The sequence below is a fragment of the Herbaspirillum sp. C7C2 genome (assembly GCF_022627865.1).
In the GTDB taxonomy this organism is placed as follows: Bacteria; Pseudomonadota; Gammaproteobacteria; order Burkholderiales; family Burkholderiaceae_D; genus Herbaspirillum; species Herbaspirillum frisingense.
In genome coordinates this window covers 418,210-436,227 of the sequence record NZ_JABXGI010000001.1, presented here as the reverse complement: position 1 = coordinate 436,227, position 18,018 = coordinate 418,210, and the positions used below count along the sequence as shown (strand labels likewise).

At 61.5% G+C, this 18,018-nt stretch carries 14 protein-coding genes; 9 read left to right on the top strand and 5 right to left on the bottom strand.

The window, feature by feature from the left end:
• The first annotated feature begins 132 nt into the window (after nucleotides 1-132).
• The 5 genes from HWE04_RS02060 to HWE04_RS02040 all read left to right on the top strand — a co-directional run bounded on the left by HWE04_RS02060 (nucleotide 133) and on the right by HWE04_RS02040 (nucleotide 5,075).
• The gene (locus HWE04_RS02060) at nucleotides 133-1,254 is read left to right on the top strand and encodes an alkene reductase (protein ID WP_241811340.1); all 1,122 of its coding nucleotides are present in this window, start codon (nucleotides 133-135) and stop codon (nucleotides 1,252-1,254) included.
• A 37-nt stretch (nucleotides 1,255-1,291) separates the two neighbouring features.
• Nucleotides 1,292-1,987, top strand: a complete 696-nt coding sequence (locus HWE04_RS02055) for an SDR family oxidoreductase (protein ID WP_241811339.1) — start codon at nucleotides 1,292-1,294, stop codon at nucleotides 1,985-1,987.
• 14 nt (nucleotides 1,988-2,001) lie between these two features.
• Nucleotides 2,002-2,406: an extradiol dioxygenase gene (locus tag HWE04_RS02050; RefSeq protein WP_241811338.1), complete on the top strand. Its 405-nt coding sequence runs from the start codon at nucleotides 2,002-2,004 to the stop codon at nucleotides 2,404-2,406.
• 338 nt (nucleotides 2,407-2,744) lie between these two features.
• Complete coding sequence (locus HWE04_RS02045) at nucleotides 2,745-4,178, top strand: GGDEF domain-containing protein (protein WP_241811337.1); 1,434 nt, start codon at nucleotides 2,745-2,747, stop codon at nucleotides 4,176-4,178.
• A gap of 78 nt (nucleotides 4,179-4,256) precedes the next feature.
• Nucleotides 4,257-5,075, top strand: a complete 819-nt coding sequence (locus tag HWE04_RS02040; RefSeq protein WP_241811336.1) for a TIGR02285 family protein — start codon at nucleotides 4,257-4,259, stop codon at nucleotides 5,073-5,075.
• A gap of 31 nt (nucleotides 5,076-5,106) precedes the next feature.
• On the opposite strand, the gene HWE04_RS02035 is transcribed toward HWE04_RS02040, so the two are convergent.
• The 5 genes from HWE04_RS02035 to HWE04_RS02015 all read right to left on the bottom strand — a co-directional run bounded on the left by HWE04_RS02035 (nucleotide 5,107) and on the right by HWE04_RS02015 (nucleotide 10,752).
• Entirely contained in the window at nucleotides 5,107-6,297 is a 1,191-nt protein-coding gene (locus HWE04_RS02035; protein ID WP_241811535.1) for an AGE family epimerase/isomerase, read from the bottom strand.
• 29 nt (nucleotides 6,298-6,326) lie between these two features.
• A complete protein-coding gene (locus tag HWE04_RS02030; RefSeq protein WP_413443795.1) occupies nucleotides 6,327-7,346 on the bottom strand; it encodes an ABC transporter permease subunit in 1,020 nt (339 codons plus the stop codon).
• Complete coding sequence (locus HWE04_RS02025) at nucleotides 7,339-8,901, bottom strand: sugar ABC transporter ATP-binding protein (protein WP_241811335.1); 1,563 nt, start codon at nucleotides 8,899-8,901, stop codon at nucleotides 7,339-7,341. The genes HWE04_RS02030 and HWE04_RS02025 overlap by 8 nt, the downstream gene beginning before the upstream one ends.
• Nucleotides 8,902-9,037: 136 nt before the next feature.
• The gene (locus HWE04_RS02020) at nucleotides 9,038-9,988 is read right to left on the bottom strand and encodes an ABC transporter substrate-binding protein (RefSeq protein WP_241811334.1); all 951 of its coding nucleotides are present in this window, start codon (nucleotides 9,986-9,988) and stop codon (nucleotides 9,038-9,040) included.
• A gap of 146 nt (nucleotides 9,989-10,134) precedes the next feature.
• A complete protein-coding gene (locus HWE04_RS02015) occupies nucleotides 10,135-10,752 on the bottom strand; it encodes a nucleoside/nucleotide kinase family protein (RefSeq protein ID WP_077237366.1) in 618 nt (205 codons plus the stop codon).
• A 521-nt stretch (nucleotides 10,753-11,273) separates the two neighbouring features.
• Here HWE04_RS02015 and HWE04_RS02010 point away from each other — a divergent pair.
• Genes HWE04_RS02010 through HWE04_RS24435 form a run of 4 tightly spaced genes read left to right on the top strand, consistent with a single transcriptional unit; the run spans nucleotide 11,274 to nucleotide 17,978 of the window.
• Entirely contained in the window at nucleotides 11,274-11,576 is a 303-nt protein-coding gene (locus tag HWE04_RS02010; protein WP_241811333.1) for a hypothetical protein, read from the top strand.
• Complete coding sequence (locus tag HWE04_RS02005; RefSeq protein ID WP_241811332.1) at nucleotides 11,573-12,244, top strand: hypothetical protein; 672 nt, start codon at nucleotides 11,573-11,575, stop codon at nucleotides 12,242-12,244. The genes HWE04_RS02010 and HWE04_RS02005 overlap by 4 nt, the downstream gene beginning before the upstream one ends.
• 2 nt (nucleotides 12,245-12,246) lie before the next feature.
• Entirely contained in the window at nucleotides 12,247-12,741 is a 495-nt protein-coding gene (locus HWE04_RS02000; RefSeq protein WP_241811331.1) for a hypothetical protein, read from the top strand.
• A complete protein-coding gene (locus tag HWE04_RS24435) occupies nucleotides 12,738-17,978 on the top strand; it encodes a calcium-binding protein (protein ID WP_274620004.1) in 5,241 nt (1,746 codons plus the stop codon). The genes HWE04_RS02000 and HWE04_RS24435 overlap by 4 nt, the downstream gene beginning before the upstream one ends.
• Nucleotides 17,979-18,018 lie beyond the last annotated feature (40 nt).

Genomic DNA, 18,018 nt, shown 5'->3' with positions numbered 1-18,018 from the left:
CCGCTCCATTTGATAATTATTCAAATACTAGACCAATTATCAAATTCCAATGCGGTTCGCATAATGACCTCCATCAGCGCCTGAACCCTTCGATGAACCCTTTGATCGTCTTGCCCCTTTTTGGAGTCTTTCATGCAAACCCCGACCTCCCTGCTGGCACCGCTGACCGTGGGCCACCTCTCGCTTCCCCACCGCATCGTGATGGCGCCCATGACCCGCGCACGCAGTTCGCAGCCGGGTGACGTTCCCAATGCCATGAACGCCTTGCATTACGCTCAACGCGCTTCGGCTGCGCTGATCATCACCGAGGCATCGCAGATTTCGCCGCAGGGCAAGGGCTACTCCTTTACCCCCGGCATCTACAGCCCCGAGCAGGTCGCCGGCTGGCGCCTGGTCAGCGAGGCGGTGCATCGTGCCGATGGCCGTATCTTCCTGCAGCTGTGGCATGTGGGCCGCATGTCGCATCCCGACTTCCACGACGGCGCGCTGCCGGTGGCGCCGTCGCCAATGCCCTTCGAGGGCCAGATCTGGAAGGTGGACTCCGTCACCGGCCAGGGCGGCATGGTCGCCAGCCCGACCCCGCGTGCACTGGAACGCCAGGAGATCAAGGCCATCGTGGAGGACTTCCGCCGCGCTGCACGCAATGCCATCGACGCCGGTTTCGATGGTGTGGAAATCCACGGCGCCAATGGTTACCTGGTGGACCAGTTCCTGCGCACCACTTCCAATGTACGTACCGATGAATACGGCGGTTCACGCGAAAACCGGTTGCGCTTCCTGAAGGAGGTGGTCGATGCAGTGGCCGATGAAGTCGGTGCGCATCGCACCGCGATCCGCCTGGCGCCCTTCCTGACCGCTCGCGGCATGGATTGCCCGGACATCCTGCCCACCATCCTGGATGCGGCCGCCTGGCTGCAGCAGCGCGGCATTGCCTATCTGCACCTGGTCGAAGCGGACTGGGACGATGCACCGGTCGTGACCGAAGCATTCCGCCAACAGCTGCGCGAGCGTTTCAGCCATCCCATCATCGTGGCCGGCAACTACAACAAGGCGCGTGCGCAATGGGTGCTGGAACACGGCTACGCCGACCTGGTGGCCTTCGGCCGCCCCTTTGTTGCCAATCCGGATTTCCCGCGCCGCCTGATCGAAGACCTGCCCCTGGCCGAATTCGATGGCGCCACACTGTTCGGTGGTACCGAGGTCGGCTATACCGACTACCCGGCCCTGCCGACTGCCACCGCGGCAGCCGCCTGAACCTCTTCCACCGGTTGATCCCTCAAGGAGTCTGATCATGAAAGACCAGAAAATCGTCGTCATCGGCGGCCTGACCGGCATCGGTCGCGCCGTCGCCGAACAGGCTGCCGCTGCCGGCGCGCAGGTGACCGTGGCCGGGCGCCGCAGTGCGCCGGCCGACTTTCCCACCCACATCACCACGGCCCAGGTCGACATCGGCAACGATGCGTCGGTGGCGCAACTGTTTGCCGGCATCGGCAGCTTCGATCATCTGGTGGTCACGGCCGGTCCCGTGATCGGGTCGGCGCGACTGGCCGACCTGAAGATCGCCGACGCCATGGGCGCCTTCAACGTCAAGTTCTTCGGCCAGATACGCGCCGCGCAACAGGCACTACCCTATCTGCAACCCAACGGTTCCATCACCTTCACTTCCGGCCTGCTGGCACGCAAGGCGGCGCCGGGTGCACTAGTGAAGGCGACCATGAATGCCGCCACCGAAATCCTCGCCAAGACCCTGGCCAAGGAACTGGCGCCCCTGCGCGTGAATGTGGTCAGCCCAGGCATGGTCGAGAGTGGCATGTGGGGCGACATGAGCGAGGCCGACCGCAAGGCCATGGCCGCGCGTGCCGGAGGCAAGCTGCCGGTGGGACGCGTGGGTCAGGGCGCGGACCTGGCGCAGGCCTACCTGTTGCTGATGCAGAACGGTTTCATGACCGGCAGCGTGGTCGATGTCGACGGTGGCGGGCTGCTGTAGAGATCAGGTATCGCATGCATCTTGATCACATCACCATCGTGGCCGGTGACTGCAGCTTCCTGCGCCAGTTCTTCGTGGAAGTGGCCGGCCTGAGGGAGGGTCCAAGGCCGCCTTTCGGCAGTACCGGCCATTGGCTTTACCTGGGCCAGCAGCCGGTGCTGCATCTCATCGAACGCATCACCCTGCCAGCCCGGCACGGCATCAGCAATGGGCCGCCAGCCACACGGATCGACCATCTGGCGCTGCGCATCGACAGTCATCCGGAATGGCAGGCGCTGCTGCAGCGTCTGCATGTGCAGCGCCTGCGCTATCGGATCGAGACGATCGATGCCCGGCAGGAACGTCAACTCTTCGTGGCACCGGTTCCCGGGGTCAAGGTCGAGTTCGTCATTGCCGAACGGCATCTTGCGGCGACCTGATTGCGCCCCTTCTGCCGCAATCCTCACCAACCCTTCGCATCCATCCCCCTCCGCAAACTTCTCGGCCCCCCTGCGGGCGCAATTTAGCCAACATCATTGGCAGTTTCGCAAAACCTAACTGTTAAAATTTGCTCCACGCATTCAACGACCAGCACGTTGATCATTTTCATTCCAGCGGGAGGAAATTCCATGGGGCAGCAGCATGCCTTGCCAACGCACCCGATCCCGCCCGGCGGGACGCAGCGTCAACCTGCAGGGGAGGTCGCGGGCGCATGGCGGAGCCTTCCGCTCTGTCGATTCTCTCAATACTGAGCAGAGCATCCCCATCACGCAAGAACATGAATTTGCTCTCCAAGAATTCCCTGGCGGTCCACCTGCTGCGCATCATTTTCGGGAGCTACTTCCTGGTGACGCTGATCGTCACCTGCCTGCAGCTGGGGGCCGAGTACGAGCACACCCAGTCCGGAGTGGATAACGAATTGCGGGCAATGGACCTGACCTTCGGCGCCAGCCTGGCCAGTTCGACCTGGCGTTTCCAGGGCGATGTGCAAAAGGCCACATTGCGCGGCATCAGCAACCTGCCGGTGGTGACCGGGGTGAAGATCGAAGATCCGCAGGGTCGGCTGGTGATGGCCCAGGGCAATATCGTCGATCACGACGGCCGCCAGATCCATGTCGATGCCGACGGGCAGCGTAGCCCGGTGCGGACGGGTTTCCTCAACGCCGCCACCAGCCACCGCTTCCCCATCCTGTATCGCGATGAACATGGCGTGACGCACGACATCGGCGCCTGGACCGTGTACTCCAGCCGTCACGTGGTGATCCAGAAAGTGGCCTATGGCTTTACGCTGATCCTGATCAACTCGGTGATCAAGACGCTGGTGCTGTGGTTCATCTTCCTCTATGTCTTCAATCGCTGGCTGGGCCGGCCGATCACGCGCCTGTCGGGCTTCGTGCGTCGCCAGGACCTGAACCGCCCGGACCTGCCGGACTCGCCGCAGAGCATCGACCTGCCGGGCAAGAAGCGGCATGAGCTGCACTTCCTGGCCGATGCCATCAATGCCATGCTGGCCAATCTGCGCAGCCATACCATCCAGAATCGCACCCTCTACGCCCAGCTGGAACAGGAAAAGGAATCCCTGCGCGCACTCAACAAATCGCTGGAGCTGCGCATTGCCGAGCGTACCCGCGATCTGGCCCAGGCCAATGAACAGCTGCGCTCGCTCAGTCTCACCGATGGCCTGACCGGCATTGCCAACCGGCGCAGCTTCGATGACACCCTGGACCAGGAATGGCGGCGCAGCGTGCGTCATGGCAAGCCGCTGACGGTGGCCTTCATCGACGTCGACTGGTTCAAGCCCTACAACGACCACTACGGCCACGTGGCGGGCGACGCCGTGCTGCGCCAGGTGGCGCAGACCATGCGCGATACCGTCTGCCGCGCCGGCGAGACCGTGGCGCGCTATGGCGGCGAAGAATTCGCGGTGATCGCGGCCGACACCGATGGCGAGCAAGGCGTGCAGATCGTGCAGCGCATGTGCGATGCCATCCATGCCCTGGCGTTGCCGCACGCCGGGTCGACACTGGGGCGCATCACCATCAGCGGCGGCGTGGCTTCCTGCATACCGGCCCATCCCGGCGCGCGACTGGAGTCCTTGCTCCAGGCTGCCGATGCGGCCCTGTACCAGGCCAAGACGCTGGGACGCAATCGCGTCCTGCTGGCGCCGCCATTTGTGTCACCGCCCCCTTCTTCTTCCCCTTCCCCTGCCTGAAGAAAGTCGCGCATGCCCTCACGCATTTTCCGCCGCCTTGCCTGTTCTCTGGTTCTCGGCAGCACGCTGTTATCGGCGATGTCGTCAACGTCAGCACAGTCGACACAGCCGACACAGCCGGCGGCGCAGGCGACCGACCAGATCGTCTGGGGCAAATACAATGTGCCGCCCTACATGATCCGCAGCGGTGAATTCGCGCATCAGGGTATCTTCGACCTGACCCTGGACGTCATCAAGAAGGGCTTGCCGCAATACCAGCACGTGGAACTGGAAGCGCCCTTCCCGCGCATCAACAATGAAATCCGCAAAGGTAGCCACTGGTGTTACAACGGCATGTTGAAGACTCCGGAACGCGAGAAGGTCGGCTACCTGTCGCTGCCGACCTCGATCTTCCTGCCGCTGCGCATCATCGTGCGGCGCGACCGGGTAGACCAGTTCAAGGGCAGGCTATCGCTGCAGGCACTGCTGCAGAATCCGCAACTGACCACCTCGGTCATGCGCGACCGCTCCTACAGCCCGACCGTGGACAAGCTGCTGGCGGCCTATCCACCCAGGGAAAACTACTCGGAACAGGTGGAATCGATCGGCATGCTGCTGGCCGGGCGCATCGACTACATGATCGAGTTGCCATTGCTGGCCTTCGAGCAGGCACGCGTGATGGGACAGCCCGGCGCGCTGGTGGCGCTGCCGATGCAGGAGGCCAGCGAGGTCGTGTTCAATCGCGTAATGTGCCCCAGGAATGAATGGGGACGGCAGGTGGTGGAGCAGGTCAACAAGGTCTTGCTGGCCAAGCGCGCCCAGCCTGCCTACCGGGCGATCGTGGAAAAATGGCACGATCCGGAATCGGTGGCGGAAATCGACAGGATCTATGACAAGGTGTTCCTGAAGATCCCCTGACGTCCCCGACCGACCCGATCTTCCCGCCACGCTAGGGCCGCAGGCCACCCGTCTCCAGCACGTCCCAGCAGGCGCCCATGGTGTGGTAGTCGACCTTGCCGGCGGGGGACTTGGTGTCTTCCAGCTTTTTGCCGTCGGCGGCGAGAATGCGAAACCAGGCACCGTACTGGTGATCGACCAGGTGTTCCCAGCTCCAGGCCCAGATGGCGTGATATTGGCGGCGGAATGCCTCATCCCCGGTCACCCGCCACAGACGCCAGGCACTGGCGAAGGATTCGGCCTGGACCCAGAAATACTTGTCGCTGTCATAGGGCCGCATGTCCGGATCGAAACCGTAGATCAGGCCACCATGTTCGCCATCCCAGCCATGCGTCCAGGCGGCCTTCTGCAGCTCGGCCGCGTGCGTGACGTAATCCGGGCTGGCCTCGATGGCGTGGGCGATCAGCAGCAGCTTGGCCCACTCGGTCTGGTGACCGGTCTGGAAGCCCCAGGGCTTGAAGATGTTGTCGCGATTGCCGCGGTTGTAGTCGTGGTCGGGCGTCCAGTCCGGGTGGTAGTGCTCCCAGACCAGCCCCTGCGACTGCTGCGCCAGTCCGAACACGAAACGGTCGATCAGCAGACGGGCGCGCTCCAGATAGCGCGCCAGGCCGGTGGCCGCATAGGCTGCCAGGCAGGCTTCGCACATGTGCATGTTGGCGTTCTGGCCGCGATAGGCAATCAGCTCGCCAGACGGGGTGATCTCATCGGCATAGGCGCCATGGGCGGGTTCGAAGAAGGCGCTCTCCATGCGTTCGAAGGCCTGCGCCACCTGCTGCGCATCACACAGGCCAACGCGATGGGCGTGGGCATAGGCCAGCAGTACGAAAGCCTGGCCATAGGCCATCACGGTACCGTCCTCGATCTGCCCGTCGCGCAGGGTCCAGGCATACAGGCCGGCCAGCGGACCGTGCGGATGGCGGAAACGCTCCAGATGCGATAGCGCGTGCCGCGCCTGCTCCAGATAACGTTCCTGGCGAGTATGCGTATAGGCCATGGCCTGCGTGAAGACCAGGCGGGTGGCACTGACCAGATGGCGGTGCGAGCGGTCATAGACGCTGCCGTCGTCCTTCAGGTAATGGAAGAAGCCGCCCTGCGGATCGATGGCATGGCGGTCGTAGAAGGCCAGGGTATCGGCCACATGCGACTGCAGGAAATGACGGCTTTCGAAATCGGGTTGCTGCATGCTGCGCTCCTTGTACGAGAGGCTGAGGTTCATTGGCTGGCATCCTTCTGGCGCCATTTGTCGAGGATCACCGCCAGCACGATCACCGCGCCCTTGGCCACGTATTGCCAGAACGAGGACAGGCCGAGAATGGTCAGCCCGTTGTTCATGACGCCGATGATCAGCGCCCCCACCACCGTTCCCCAGATCGTGCCCACGCCGCCCATCAGGCTGGTGCCGCCCAGTACCACGGCAGCGATCGCGTCGAGTTCATAGCCACTGCCCCAGTTGCCGTTGGCGCCATACAGGCGACTGGCCGACATGGCACCGGCCAATCCCGAGAACAGGCCGCTGATGGCATAGACGAACAACAGGACCAGCCCGACGCGGATGCCGGTCAGGCGCGCTGCCTGCAGGTTGCCGCCGATGGCATAGATGTGCATGCCCAGCACCGTCTTGCGCAGGATCACCCAGGACAGCAGCACCACCGCCAGCGCCACCCAGATCAGCCAGGGCACATGCAGGAAGTCGCCATTGCCGATCCACTCGAAGCTGGGGATGTCGTTGTTCAAGACCGTGGTGCCATCGGCCAGCAGGTAGGCCGCCCCGCGAAAGGCCGTCATGGTCCCCAGGGTGACCACGAAGGCATTGATGTTGAGGAAAGCCACCATGGTGCCGTTGAGCAGGCCCATCAGTAAACCCGAGAAGACGAAGACTGGAATCGACCAGCCGGACGCCGCACCCAGAGACACCTGCATGCCCAGCACCGCCGAGACCGCCAGCACCGACCCCACGGACAGGTCGATGCCGGCAGTCAGGATGACGAAGGTCATGCCGGCGGCCAGCACCAGGTTGATGGCGACCTGGCGCAGGATGTTCATGGTGTTTTCGGCACTGGCGAAATTGGACGTGCCATCGCCGCTGAGATAGATCGTCAGCGCGTAGAAGAGGAGGTAGAGCACCACCAGCACCGGCAACATGCCCAGCCGGTGCAGCAGCCATTGCGAGGGGCCGGAAGGGGCGCGCGAAGGGGCGCGTGCAGTCTCATGCATGGGATCGATTTCAGCCATGGGTGGGATCAAGGGAAGGTTGAGGTGAATGGGGAGATGCTGGTGGCACGCCGGCAGTGTCGGTCGCCAGGCGCATGATGTTTTCCTGGGTGATGTCGGCACCGGCCAGTTCGCCGGTGATGGCGCCTTCGCGCATGACCAGTACACGGTCGCAGATGCCGATCACCTCCGGCAGTTCGCTGGAGATGACGACCACGGCCACGCCCTGCTCGGCCAGCCTGTGGACAAGTTGATAGATCTCGCTCTTGGCATAGATATCCACACCCCGCGTGGGCTCGTCCAGGATCAGCACGCGTGGCGCGATCTCCAGCCAGCGCGCCAGCAAGACCTTTTGCTGGTTGCCACCAGAGAGCTTGCCCACCGGCACGCCGGGATGGGCCACCTTGACGTTGAGGCGACGTATCGATGCCTGCGCCACCCCGTGCAGGGTGCGGCCGTTGACCAGTCCCAGCCGCGCATGGCGCGATGCCACATTCATGGTGGCGTTGGCCGCCACCGCCATCTGCAGGAACAGGCCCTGCCCCTTGCGGTCCTCAGGCACATAGGCGATGCCAGCCCGCATGGCCGCGCGCGGGCTATCGATCTGCAGCAACTGGCCATTCAGCAGGACCTTGCCGCCGCTGCGGGCATCCGCACCGAACAGCAGGCGCGCCAGTTCGGTACGGCCGGCACCCACCAGCCCGGCAAAGCCCAGCACTTCGCCTGCGCGCAGCGCGAAGGAAGCCGGTTTGACCTTGCCACCGGCGAGCGCCCGCACCTGCAATACGGTGGGCAAGGTCGCGGCTTGCTCGGGCGCCATGCGGCGATGCTGGTAGAACTCCCCCAGCGAGCGCCCGACCATCATCTGGACGATGCGCTCGGCGTCGATCTCCTGGCGTGTCAGCTCGCCGACGAAGCTGCCATCGCGCAGTACGGTGACGCGGTCGGCCAGGGCGTGGACTTCGGCCATGCGATGGCTGATGTAGATGATGGCCAGGCCTTCGTCGCGCAAACGACGCACGACCTTGAACAGGTTTTCGGTCTCGCGCTCGGACAGCGCTGCCGTCGGTTCATCCATGATGACGATGCGGCTGCGATGCACCAGGGCGCGGGCGATTTCCACCTGCTGCTGCTCGGCGATGGAAAGGCGTCCGGCGCGGTCGCTGGCGCGAAAGGCGGCACCCAGCTGAGCCAGCACGGCATCGGTACGCTGCCGCATCGCGACGTGGTCGATCAAGCCCAGGCGCGTGCGCAATTCGCTGCCCATGAAGACATTGGCAGCCACGCTGATATTGGGTGCCACGGCCAGTTCCTGGTAGATCAGGTTGATACCGGCCACGCGGCTGGCTCCGGGGTCACGCAGGGACAGCGGCTTGCCGTCCAGGAGAATCTCGCCGCTGTCCGGCGCATGCACGCCGGACAGGACTTTCATCAAGGTGCTCTTGCCGGCGCCGTTCTCGCCCATGAGGGCGTGGATTTCGCCGGGATAGATGCTCAGGTGCATCGCCGACAGGGCGCGCGTGGCCCCGAAAGACTTGCTGATGCCGGTCATCCGCAGCAGGGGTGTGGAAGTCATGAGATCGTAAAGGAAATGGTAACGTCAGCCGTACGCGGCAACGCTGCCCAAGGGCGCCGGACGGTGCAGCCATCGGACTCACCGGCCCGCCACGATGCAGGCAGGCCGGCGCTCCGGGCAGCGACAGATCAGTCGATCAGTTGGCCGGGACCCAGCCCTTGTAGTCGGCCACGTTGTCGCGGGTAATCAGCTTCACGGGCAGCAGCTTGACGTTCTTTTCCGGGGCGCGGCCATTCATCAACTGATAGCCGATGGCCACGCTCTCGGCGGCCATGCCATACGGGTCCTGGGCCGGCGAGGCGGCGAACAGCGACTTGCTGTCCTTGAGGGCGCGCTCGGCATCGGGTGCGCCATCCACGCCACTGATGACCTTGATGTCACTGCGCTTGGCCTGACGGATCGCCAGTTCGGCACCGATCGCGGTGGGGTCGTTGATGGCAAAGACGCCATCGATCCTGGCATGCGCGGCCAGCAGGTTGGACATGGTGGTCATGCCACCGTCGCGACTGCCACCGGCATTCTGGTTGTCGGAGAGGATCTTGATGCCGGGCGACTTCTTGAACTCGGCCTTGCAGCCGGTGACACGGTCCATCACCGCCGAAACCGGCGGGCCGTTGACGATGACCACATTGCCCTTGCCCTGCAGCTTGTCGGCGATGAACTTGCAGGACTCGGCGCCGGCCATGGTGTTATCCGACATGACAGTGACATCGGCTCCCTCGGCGGCCACGTCCACGGCCACCACTACGATGCCAGCCTTCTTGGCCTTCTTCACCGCCGGGCCGATACCCTTGGAATCAGCCGCGTTGAGCACGATCATGTCGACCTTGTTGGCGATGAAATTCTCGATCTGGCCGACCTGGGTGTTGAGGTCGTACTTGGAGGACACCACAGTCACGCGGGCGTCGGGATTGATCTTGTGGGCGCCACTCTCGGCCCCCTTGGCGATGGCCACGAAGAAGGGATTGGCGAGGTCACCCAGGGTGACGCCGACCGACTTCAGCGGCTTGTCAGCGGCCTGGACCTCATGTGTGAAGGATGCCAGCGAGAGAGTGGCACAGGCGATGGCGAGGGATTTTCTGATCATGCTTGTCTCCGGTTTTTTTTAGAGGGGGGATGGCTTGTTCTACGTTTTGCGTGCTGCTGACTGAGTGCTGCTCACTGCGTGCTGCTAAATGCGTATTGCTGATTGCGTGCTGCCAACCAGGTACTGCTGACATTGACGCCGGGAGTTCAGTCCCAGCGAAAAATACGGTCGGCCCGATCCCGTGTGGTGGCGATCAGGGCGGCATTGATTTCATCGCTGTTCATCACCCAGGCCTCGGCATCGGCCCGGCTGCGTCCGAACTGCACATGGCGGGCAATCAGGCGTTCCAGCCGCAGCGCAGGATCGACCTCGACATACCAGACCTCGTCCAGCAGCGGACGCACGCGCGACCAATGGCCGCGGTCGAGCAGCAGATAGTTGCCTTCGGTGATGATGAGCGGGATATCGGCACTGATGGCGATGCTGCCGGCAATGGCTTCCTCGATCTCGCGCAGGAACTGCGGAGCGTAGACCATCTCGTCGGCGACCTGGCTGCGCAGACGCGACAGCAGGTGGACGAAACCGGCGCTGTCGAAAGTATCCTCGGCACCCTTGCGGGCAGCGCGACCCAGGCGTGCCAGCTCGGCATTGGCGAGGTGGTATCCATCCATGGGCAGCACCGCAGCGCGGGAACCGGCATGGTCGAGCAAGGCCTGTGCCAGCGTGGACTTGCCACAGCCGGGCGGCCCGGCCAGTCCAAGTATCGTGCGCTGGCCGCTGGCGAGCAGCGCATCAAGCCTGTCGCGAAAGACTGCCGGGATCATGTTCGACTCATCCTTTTTCCAGGGAGCGTGGCGGTGGCAACGGGCCGCCTTATGCAGCCAACTTATGCAGCCACCTTAGTGAAATGCGGCAGCGCGAAAACTGCAGTGGTTCTGTTCGGTACGTCTGTCAAGCTTGCTGCGCCTGGCCTTTCAGCTTGGCGCGGGGCGTGATCGACATTTTTTTGACAGCGGACAAACTAAGCGATTCTGTCACCTGAATTTCAGTGCTCCTGATTGTTCTCAGGGAAATTCCAATTATTGCTAGTTCCGCGTCGTCAACGTGATGAAATTTTCTTCAGAAAAATTCGATATCGATCAACTTATGGATAACAGGATGTAAAAAGTCTGCTGGGCGCAGCTTCGTCTCCCCCGGTTATCCAGCGCCATTCGTTCGCGGTCGCTTTACTTACCGAGCAAGATTGCTCCGGCCATATTCCATACCTGATCACTCAGCAGTGTCCTGACGACCTCGCTTCATTCGCGCATAAGAAAAAGATACGCACCAACACATTTCAGCGAACGTGAAGACCCTAGTACAGGTTCGATGTGTCCCGTCAAAAGCTGATTTTCACGAGAAAAAACTTCACGATCACGCCCGCGTTGATTGCCACGCTCAACATAAGTTTTGCTTCCTTGAAAAATTTTGGGCAAGCAAGACAAATAGGCTTGCGCCTATCGATACCCCTGCCACTATGGCGATAGGAGAGCACCGTGGTGTCCTCCTTGTTGAATTGCAGCGCACGTCGTTTTTATTCCATTTGAATGTTCACATCAGGAAGGAAATCGATATGAAAAATTTACTTGATAAGGAGAAGTACCAGTGAACACAATCCACAACGCGTACATCGGTGCCTTGCTTGCCGATGCAGCGCACATAGATTTAGACAAGGATATGGATGTCGGAAAATTGGTCGCCACCCTCGAAAAGAGAATGGAAAAAGATCAAGCGAAATTCATCGCCGCCAACTTCGAGGTCATCGCATCAGAAAACAAACGCGACATCCCGCTGCCAGGATCCGGCTTTGACGCCACTGTATGGCGCGGCAGGGTTGGAAGAGTCTACGCCGGCGAGATTTACGTCTCCTTTCGCGGAACGCAAGCACAAGACGGCGGAGCCGGCATCGAGGCCGATGTCGATCTTGCCTCACGCGGCGTGGGCCACAACCAGGTGCGTGACATGGTCAACTGGTGGATGCGGATCACCGCCAAGCCGGGGGACTTGGTCAAACAGCTCAAGGTCGAGACCATTGCGCCCTCCCCTCTCGCAAATAACTACACCTTCGCCGCCGATAGTCCAGTGGTCGCCACCGGCGAACTCTACGGCCAGGTCAACACCATCGCGGGCGTGAACGCCCTCAGTCTCGGTGGATGCCTCTTCACGGCGTTCACGCATCTGCTTGAAGCCAATCTCTTGGCGGCCACTACCTTCAATAGCGCGGCTATCAGCAACGTAACGGGTGACGGGACAAATCAAGATACCAGGGGGGCGTAGGCATGATCGGATTGCTATTCCTCATCGTGTTCGTTGTGTGGCTGGCATCCGCCTTTTACTTTGGCAGGGCAATCCCACGATGGTTGGGCCTGAAACGCGCGTGGTCGTATCTGTTTGTCCCGTTGGCGTTTCTCGCGCCCATTGTCGATGAGTTGATTGGTCGTTGGCAATTCAAACGGCTTTGCGAGAAAGAGGCGGTTGTTTGGCTCAGCCCGGATTGGGAAAGCGTAAGGGCTGTACGTAATGTCAGTCCTGATTCATCTGAACCAGTTCGTGGAGCAGTCATACCGATCCGCATTCAAAGGCTCGCTTACATAGATGCAGAAACGGGGCGATCAGTCATGACATACAGCGCGGTACATACCAAAGGTGGCATGTTGCTTGGAAAGTTGGGCTTAGGACTTGAAGGAACTACTACTTGCTGGCCCAAAGATGAACTTGAGATTCGCAAGAAAATTGATATCGAAAATTTACTTATTAAGGAGAAATCACAATGAGAACTATCCACAATGCATATATCAGTGCCTTGCTTGCTGATGCTGCCTACGTCGATTTGGAAAAAGGACTTCCTTTCGACAAAATGGTAGGCGCACTCGATACAAGAATGACCAAAAATCAAGCGCAATTCATAGCAACGAGCTTCGACGTCATCGCCTCAGAAAACAAAAGCGATATCCCCTTGCTGGGCTCCGGCCTTGACGCTACTGTATGGCGCGGCAAATCTGGCACAGACTACGCTGGGGAGGTCTATGTCTCCTTTCGCGGCACGCAACCGAAAGACGGTGGAGCCGATATCGAGGCCGATGTCGATCTTGCCTCACGCGGCGTCGCCTACAACCAGGTACGCGACATGGCCAACTGGTGGATGCGGATCACCGCCAAGCCGGGTGACCTGGTCAAACAGATCAAGGTCGAGACCATTGCTCGCTCCCCTCTCGCAAATGTCTACACCTTCGCCGCCGACGTGCCAGTGGTCGCCACCGGTGAACTCTATGGCCAGGTCAACACCATCACCGGCGTGAACGCCCACAGTCTCGGTGGTTACCTCTCCACGGCGTTCACGCGTCTGTTTGGTGCCAAGGTCTTGGCGGTCACTACTTTCAACAGTGCAGGCTTTAGCGACGCGGCGGGCAGCAACATCCGCGCCGAGTTCAACAACATCGAGACCTTGCTGGGCACTGCGGCGTTGGGTACGCGCAGCTTTGATGCTGCAGCCCTCAAGCAGACCAACTTCAGGGCTGGCAACGGCGTGAGCGTGACCACCAATGACTGGGGCGAGAAGTCCTATTGGACCCTGGGCTTCAACCAATATGGCAAGAAAATTGCGCTCTATCAAGAAGGCAGCCTGGTCAACCCCATGGCCAACCACTCCATGTTCAAGCTGACCGACTATCTGGCGCTGGGAGCGACCTTGGAGAAGCTTGCGCCGACGCTCACGTTTTCGCAGCTCAATACCCTTGTGCAAGCGGCCAGCAATGACATGGAGGCCAGTCTTGAGAGCGTGCTCGACGCAGTGCGTCGGATTGTGACTGGGACGGAATTCCCCATCACGCGGGTTGGCGATGTGGGCGATGACGCTGCCAGTCGTGTTGACTTTCACAAGCATCTGTTAGATCTGCAAGCCAATGCCGCCTACAAGAAACTGCTCGGCAACGCCAACATCATCTCGCTCGCTGCGACATCGGGCGCTGCGATACTGAGCGCAGCCGAGCAAGCGGGGACGATCGGCATGGCTTACCGCTACGCCCTGGTTACCGGCACCCCCTTCGTCGTCACAGGCGCAGACTACAGCGCCGCCAACAAAGACGGGAAGCTTGATCTCTTTGACAAGACCAGCGGCGCGGGCAAGTTGACCGAGCACTACCTCAGTGACCGGGCTAACTTCCTCGTCTGGAAAATCATCAAGAACAATGCCGACGCAAGCTACGCCAGTGCCATCAGCAGCGACACCACCGAGGGCGATTGGGACTACACCGATATGGCCGCAAAAATCACGCTGAAGGTGGATGGACGCGGCGACCTGTTCAGCACGGCCCATCAGATCATCTTTGGCACCGACACGGCCGATACCTTGACGGGCAAGGATCAACGCGACCACCTGTATGGCGGTGATGGTAACGACACCCTGATCGGGGGCGACGGTGCCGATTATCTGGAGGGTGGAAATGGTGTTGATATCTATCAGGCCGCAAACGGCGACATCCTCTTCGACGCTGACAGCCAGGGCGTGGTGATGCTGGCCGGCAAGCGCCTGGAGGGTGCTACGCAGCGCTTGAGTGAACACCGCTGGCGGGGTGCCGCCGGAGAAATCTACACCCGTAATGGCGATGATCTGGACATCACGCTGGACGCTCAACGGATCACGATCAAGGACGGTTATCTGCGCCACCTCACGGCCCCGGGCGGCGTACTAGGTCTGGCGCTGACGGGCGAAGTGCCAACGCCGTCGGGCGATGACAAGGTCTACACCGGTAGTAGCTTGCGCGACATCTGGGAGTGGCAGCGCATTTATGGTGTCGGTTACTACGAGACCACCGGCCGTGAAACCTTTCGCATGGGGGCTGGCGATGACCAGGTAGCCTCGGTCGGGGGCGGGGATATCTTTTACGGCGAAGACGGTAACGATGTCTTCATCGCTACCGACGGCGACAATGTTGGCGAGGGTGGCAAGGGCAACGATGTACTGGCCGACGGCGTGATGCTGGACTACACCTCGCGTCCGGTCTGGCAGGCGGGCGATCCGTACTACGTCCCCTTCCTCGGCTGGACACAGGGACCGGGCTACTGGCGTGACGAGGTCGACGTGCCCGACGTGGAACGACAGGAGCGCACGCTGGCCACGACCGGTATTGTGGTGCATACGCTGACCGGCACCATTGACCGCATCAATACCAATACCAACGACAACTATGCCGGCGGCGACGGTGACGATTGGCTATGGGGCGAGGGCGGCGACGATGTGCTGGCGGGCGATGCCGGTAACGATGTGGTCTATGGTGGCGAAGGCCGGGACGATGTCACGGGCGGAGATGGCGACGACATCCTTTCAGGAGACGACCTCACGCTCAATACGGCCGGCGCAAAGCATGGGGATGACTTCGTCGACGGCGGCGCAGGCAACGACACCCTGTTCGGCAACGGCGGTCAGGACGATCTGTGGGGCGGCGCCGGGGATGACCGGATCTGGGGCGATGATGCGTTCACGCCGCTCAAGTTTCACGGTGACGACTGGATTTCCGGCGGAGCCGGCAATGACAAGATCTATGCGGGCGGCGGCGATGACACTGCCTATGGAGACGAGGGCAATGACCTGGTGGTAGGGGGTGAAGGCGATGACCTGCTGTACGGTGGAGAAGGAAACGACCGCCTGGTGGGAGACCTGCCGTCACCAGCGGACCGCGACGCGGGTACGCACCTCTATGTGAGCGCCACCGAATGGAGTGCCAAGTTCTATCAGACGCAACTGGCCAATGGCACGCTGACCAGCTATGCCGAACGCTATCAACCCGATGAAGCCGCCCCGGGTGGCAACGACGTGCTGGACGGCGGCGCGGGGGACGACACGCTGATGGGCGGACGGGGTAACGACATCCTGCTGGGCGGCACGGGCAGTGATACCTATCTCTTCAATCTCGGCGATGGCGTCGACTTCATCAGAGACGCCGCTGGAAAAGCGGGCGACGTCGATACCCTGCAACTAGGGAGCGGACTGACAGCCGCGGCCACGGTGGCGACGCGCCAAGGCGATGATCTGATCCTGAATTGGGGCGGCGATGATGCCGTGATCGTGAATGCCTTTTTTGCGGCAGACGCGTCGGGCCGCATCGAGCAGGTCCTGTTCGCGGATGGCACGCGATGGACTGCCGATGCGCTTGCAGCACAGGCCCGATCGGACGCGCAAGACAACGGCGGGGACGACCATATCGATGCGGCGCACCACTACACCCGCGGCAGTCTGGCATGGGACAGCTTCCTGAGCAGAAACGCCAGCGTCATCAGTACCAGCGGCAAACTGGCTGATCTGGATCTGATGAGCAGCAGCTTCACCCTCAATGGGGCCTCAGTTGCCGGTGACTATGCTGCCCGTGTCATCCAGCTCGACACCCGGGTCACGGGTCAGGCCATGGCGTGGATCGGTTTCTATGACGGGGCCGTCTACAGCAAGGCCGTCCGGGTCCGGTTTGCCGACAAGGCTGATGGAGGCATCACCGCCACTGTACTCAACGCCAAATACACCGAAGGAAATGTGCTGGACACGGACTTCAACTGGGACAGCCATGGCAAACTGACCAATGTGGCAACCAGCAACTCGGGTGCCGGTTATGGCTTGGCCAGCATGCGCCTGAAGGGTGCGCCGACCTTTGCCGATGGCAGGCGCTTCGAAGGCGGCGCTGGCAATGATACGGTCGACTATCGAGCAGGCTATGTGGAGGGGACCCGCTTGGGCATCGACGCCTCGCTCGCGCGCGGGACCGTCATCGTCGGTGGCGGCACGGACAGGCTGATCGGCATCGAAAACCTGGGCGGCACCGACGCCGCCGATCGCCTGGCTGGCGACGCCAACGACAACCGGCTCGAAGGCTATGGTGGTAATGACCTGTTTGTCACCGGCGCAGGGCGGGATCAGGTGTCCGGCGGCGACGGCGACGACCGCATCGAGGTGGCACATCACTACACGCGCAGCAGCCTGGCATGGGATCGTTACCTGACCAAGAACGCCAGCATCATCAGCACCAGCGCCAAGCTGGCTGATCTGGACCTGGCCGGTAGCCACTTCATCCTCAACGGCGCTTCGGTCGCCGGCGATTACGCCGCGAGGGTGATCGAGCTCGACACCAGCGTTGCCGGTCAGGCCACGGCATGGATCGGCTTCTATGACGGGGCGGTCTACAGCAAGGCCATGCAAATCCGCTTTGCGGATCGGGTTGAGGGCGGTTTGACGGCTACCGTACTCAATGCAAAATACACATACGGCAACGTGCTCGATACGAACTTCAACTGGAACACCAACGGCAAACTGACCAATGTGGCGACCAGCCACACCGCCGGTGGCTACGGTCTGGCCAGCATGAGCTTGTACGGCCTGCCAACCTTTGATGACGACAAGGTGCTGGTGGGTGATGCCGGCAACGACACGGTCGATTACCGGGCCAATTATCTGGGGGGTGCCGGGATTGGCATCGATGCCTCGCTGGCAAGGGGCACGGTCATTCTCGGAGATGGAGCAGATACGCTGATCGGCATTGAAAACCTGGGCGGTACCGATGCAGCCGACCGCCTCGTCGGCGACGCCAATGACAACCGGATCGAAGGCTATGGAGGCAATGACATCCTTTCCGGCGGGCGAGGAAACGATATCTTGATCGGAGGGAGCGGCAGCGATACCTATCTGTACAGCGCGGGCGATGGAAAGGACATCCTTGTAGATCACGACAAGACTGGCCGCACCGATATGCTGATGTTGACGGACATTGACCGGACCCAGCTGTGGTTCCGTCATGTGGGCAATGATCTGCAGATCGATGTGCTGGGTACGGCGGATCAGATCAGGGTGAAGGACTGGTACGTCGGCGGTGCCAGCGGGGCGGACAATCACATTGAGCGTATCCGTACGGCTGACGGCAGCACTCTCTACGACAGCGATGTGGACAAACTGGTGCAAGCGATGGCAGCCTTTGCGCCACCTGAGGCCAGTCAGACACGCTGGACCACCGGCCAGGTGATCCTGGCGTGACGCACTGCAGGTCGTTTCCGCAGCTGGATTAGAGACCGGC

What these genes read in the sequence shown, in the direction of transcription:
- HWE04_RS02060 (WP_241811340.1), top strand. Translation starts at nt 133, where the DNA reads ATGCAAACCCCGACCTCCCTGCTGGCACCGCTGACCGTGGGCCACCTC.
- HWE04_RS02055 (WP_241811339.1), top strand. Translation starts at nt 1,292, where the DNA reads ATGAAAGACCAGAAAATCGTCGTCATCGGCGGCCTGACCGGCATCGGT.
- HWE04_RS02050 (WP_241811338.1), top strand. Translation starts at nt 2,002, where the DNA reads ATGCATCTTGATCACATCACCATCGTGGCCGGTGACTGCAGCTTCCTG.
- HWE04_RS02045 (WP_241811337.1), top strand. Translation starts at nt 2,745, where the DNA reads ATGAATTTGCTCTCCAAGAATTCCCTGGCGGTCCACCTGCTGCGCATC.
- HWE04_RS02040 (WP_241811336.1), top strand. Translation starts at nt 4,257, where the DNA reads ATGTCGTCAACGTCAGCACAGTCGACACAGCCGACACAGCCGGCGGCG.
- HWE04_RS02035 (WP_241811535.1), bottom strand. Translation starts at nt 6,297, where the DNA reads ATGCAGCAACCCGATTTCGAAAGCCGTCATTTCCTGCAGTCGCATGTG.
- HWE04_RS02030 (WP_413443795.1), bottom strand. Translation starts at nt 7,346, where the DNA reads ATGGCTGAAATCGATCCCATGCATGAGACTGCACGCGCCCCTTCGCGC.
- HWE04_RS02025 (WP_241811335.1), bottom strand. Translation starts at nt 8,901, where the DNA reads ATGACTTCCACACCCCTGCTGCGGATGACCGGCATCAGCAAGTCTTTC.
- HWE04_RS02020 (WP_241811334.1), bottom strand. Translation starts at nt 9,988, where the DNA reads ATGATCAGAAAATCCCTCGCCATCGCCTGTGCCACTCTCTCGCTGGCA.
- HWE04_RS02015 (WP_077237366.1), bottom strand. Translation starts at nt 10,752, where the DNA reads ATGATCCCGGCAGTCTTTCGCGACAGGCTTGATGCGCTGCTCGCCAGC.
- HWE04_RS02000 (WP_241811331.1), top strand. Translation starts at nt 12,247, where the DNA reads ATGATCGGATTGCTATTCCTCATCGTGTTCGTTGTGTGGCTGGCATCC.
- HWE04_RS24435 (WP_274620004.1), top strand. Translation starts at nt 12,738, where the DNA reads ATGAGAACTATCCACAATGCATATATCAGTGCCTTGCTTGCTGATGCT.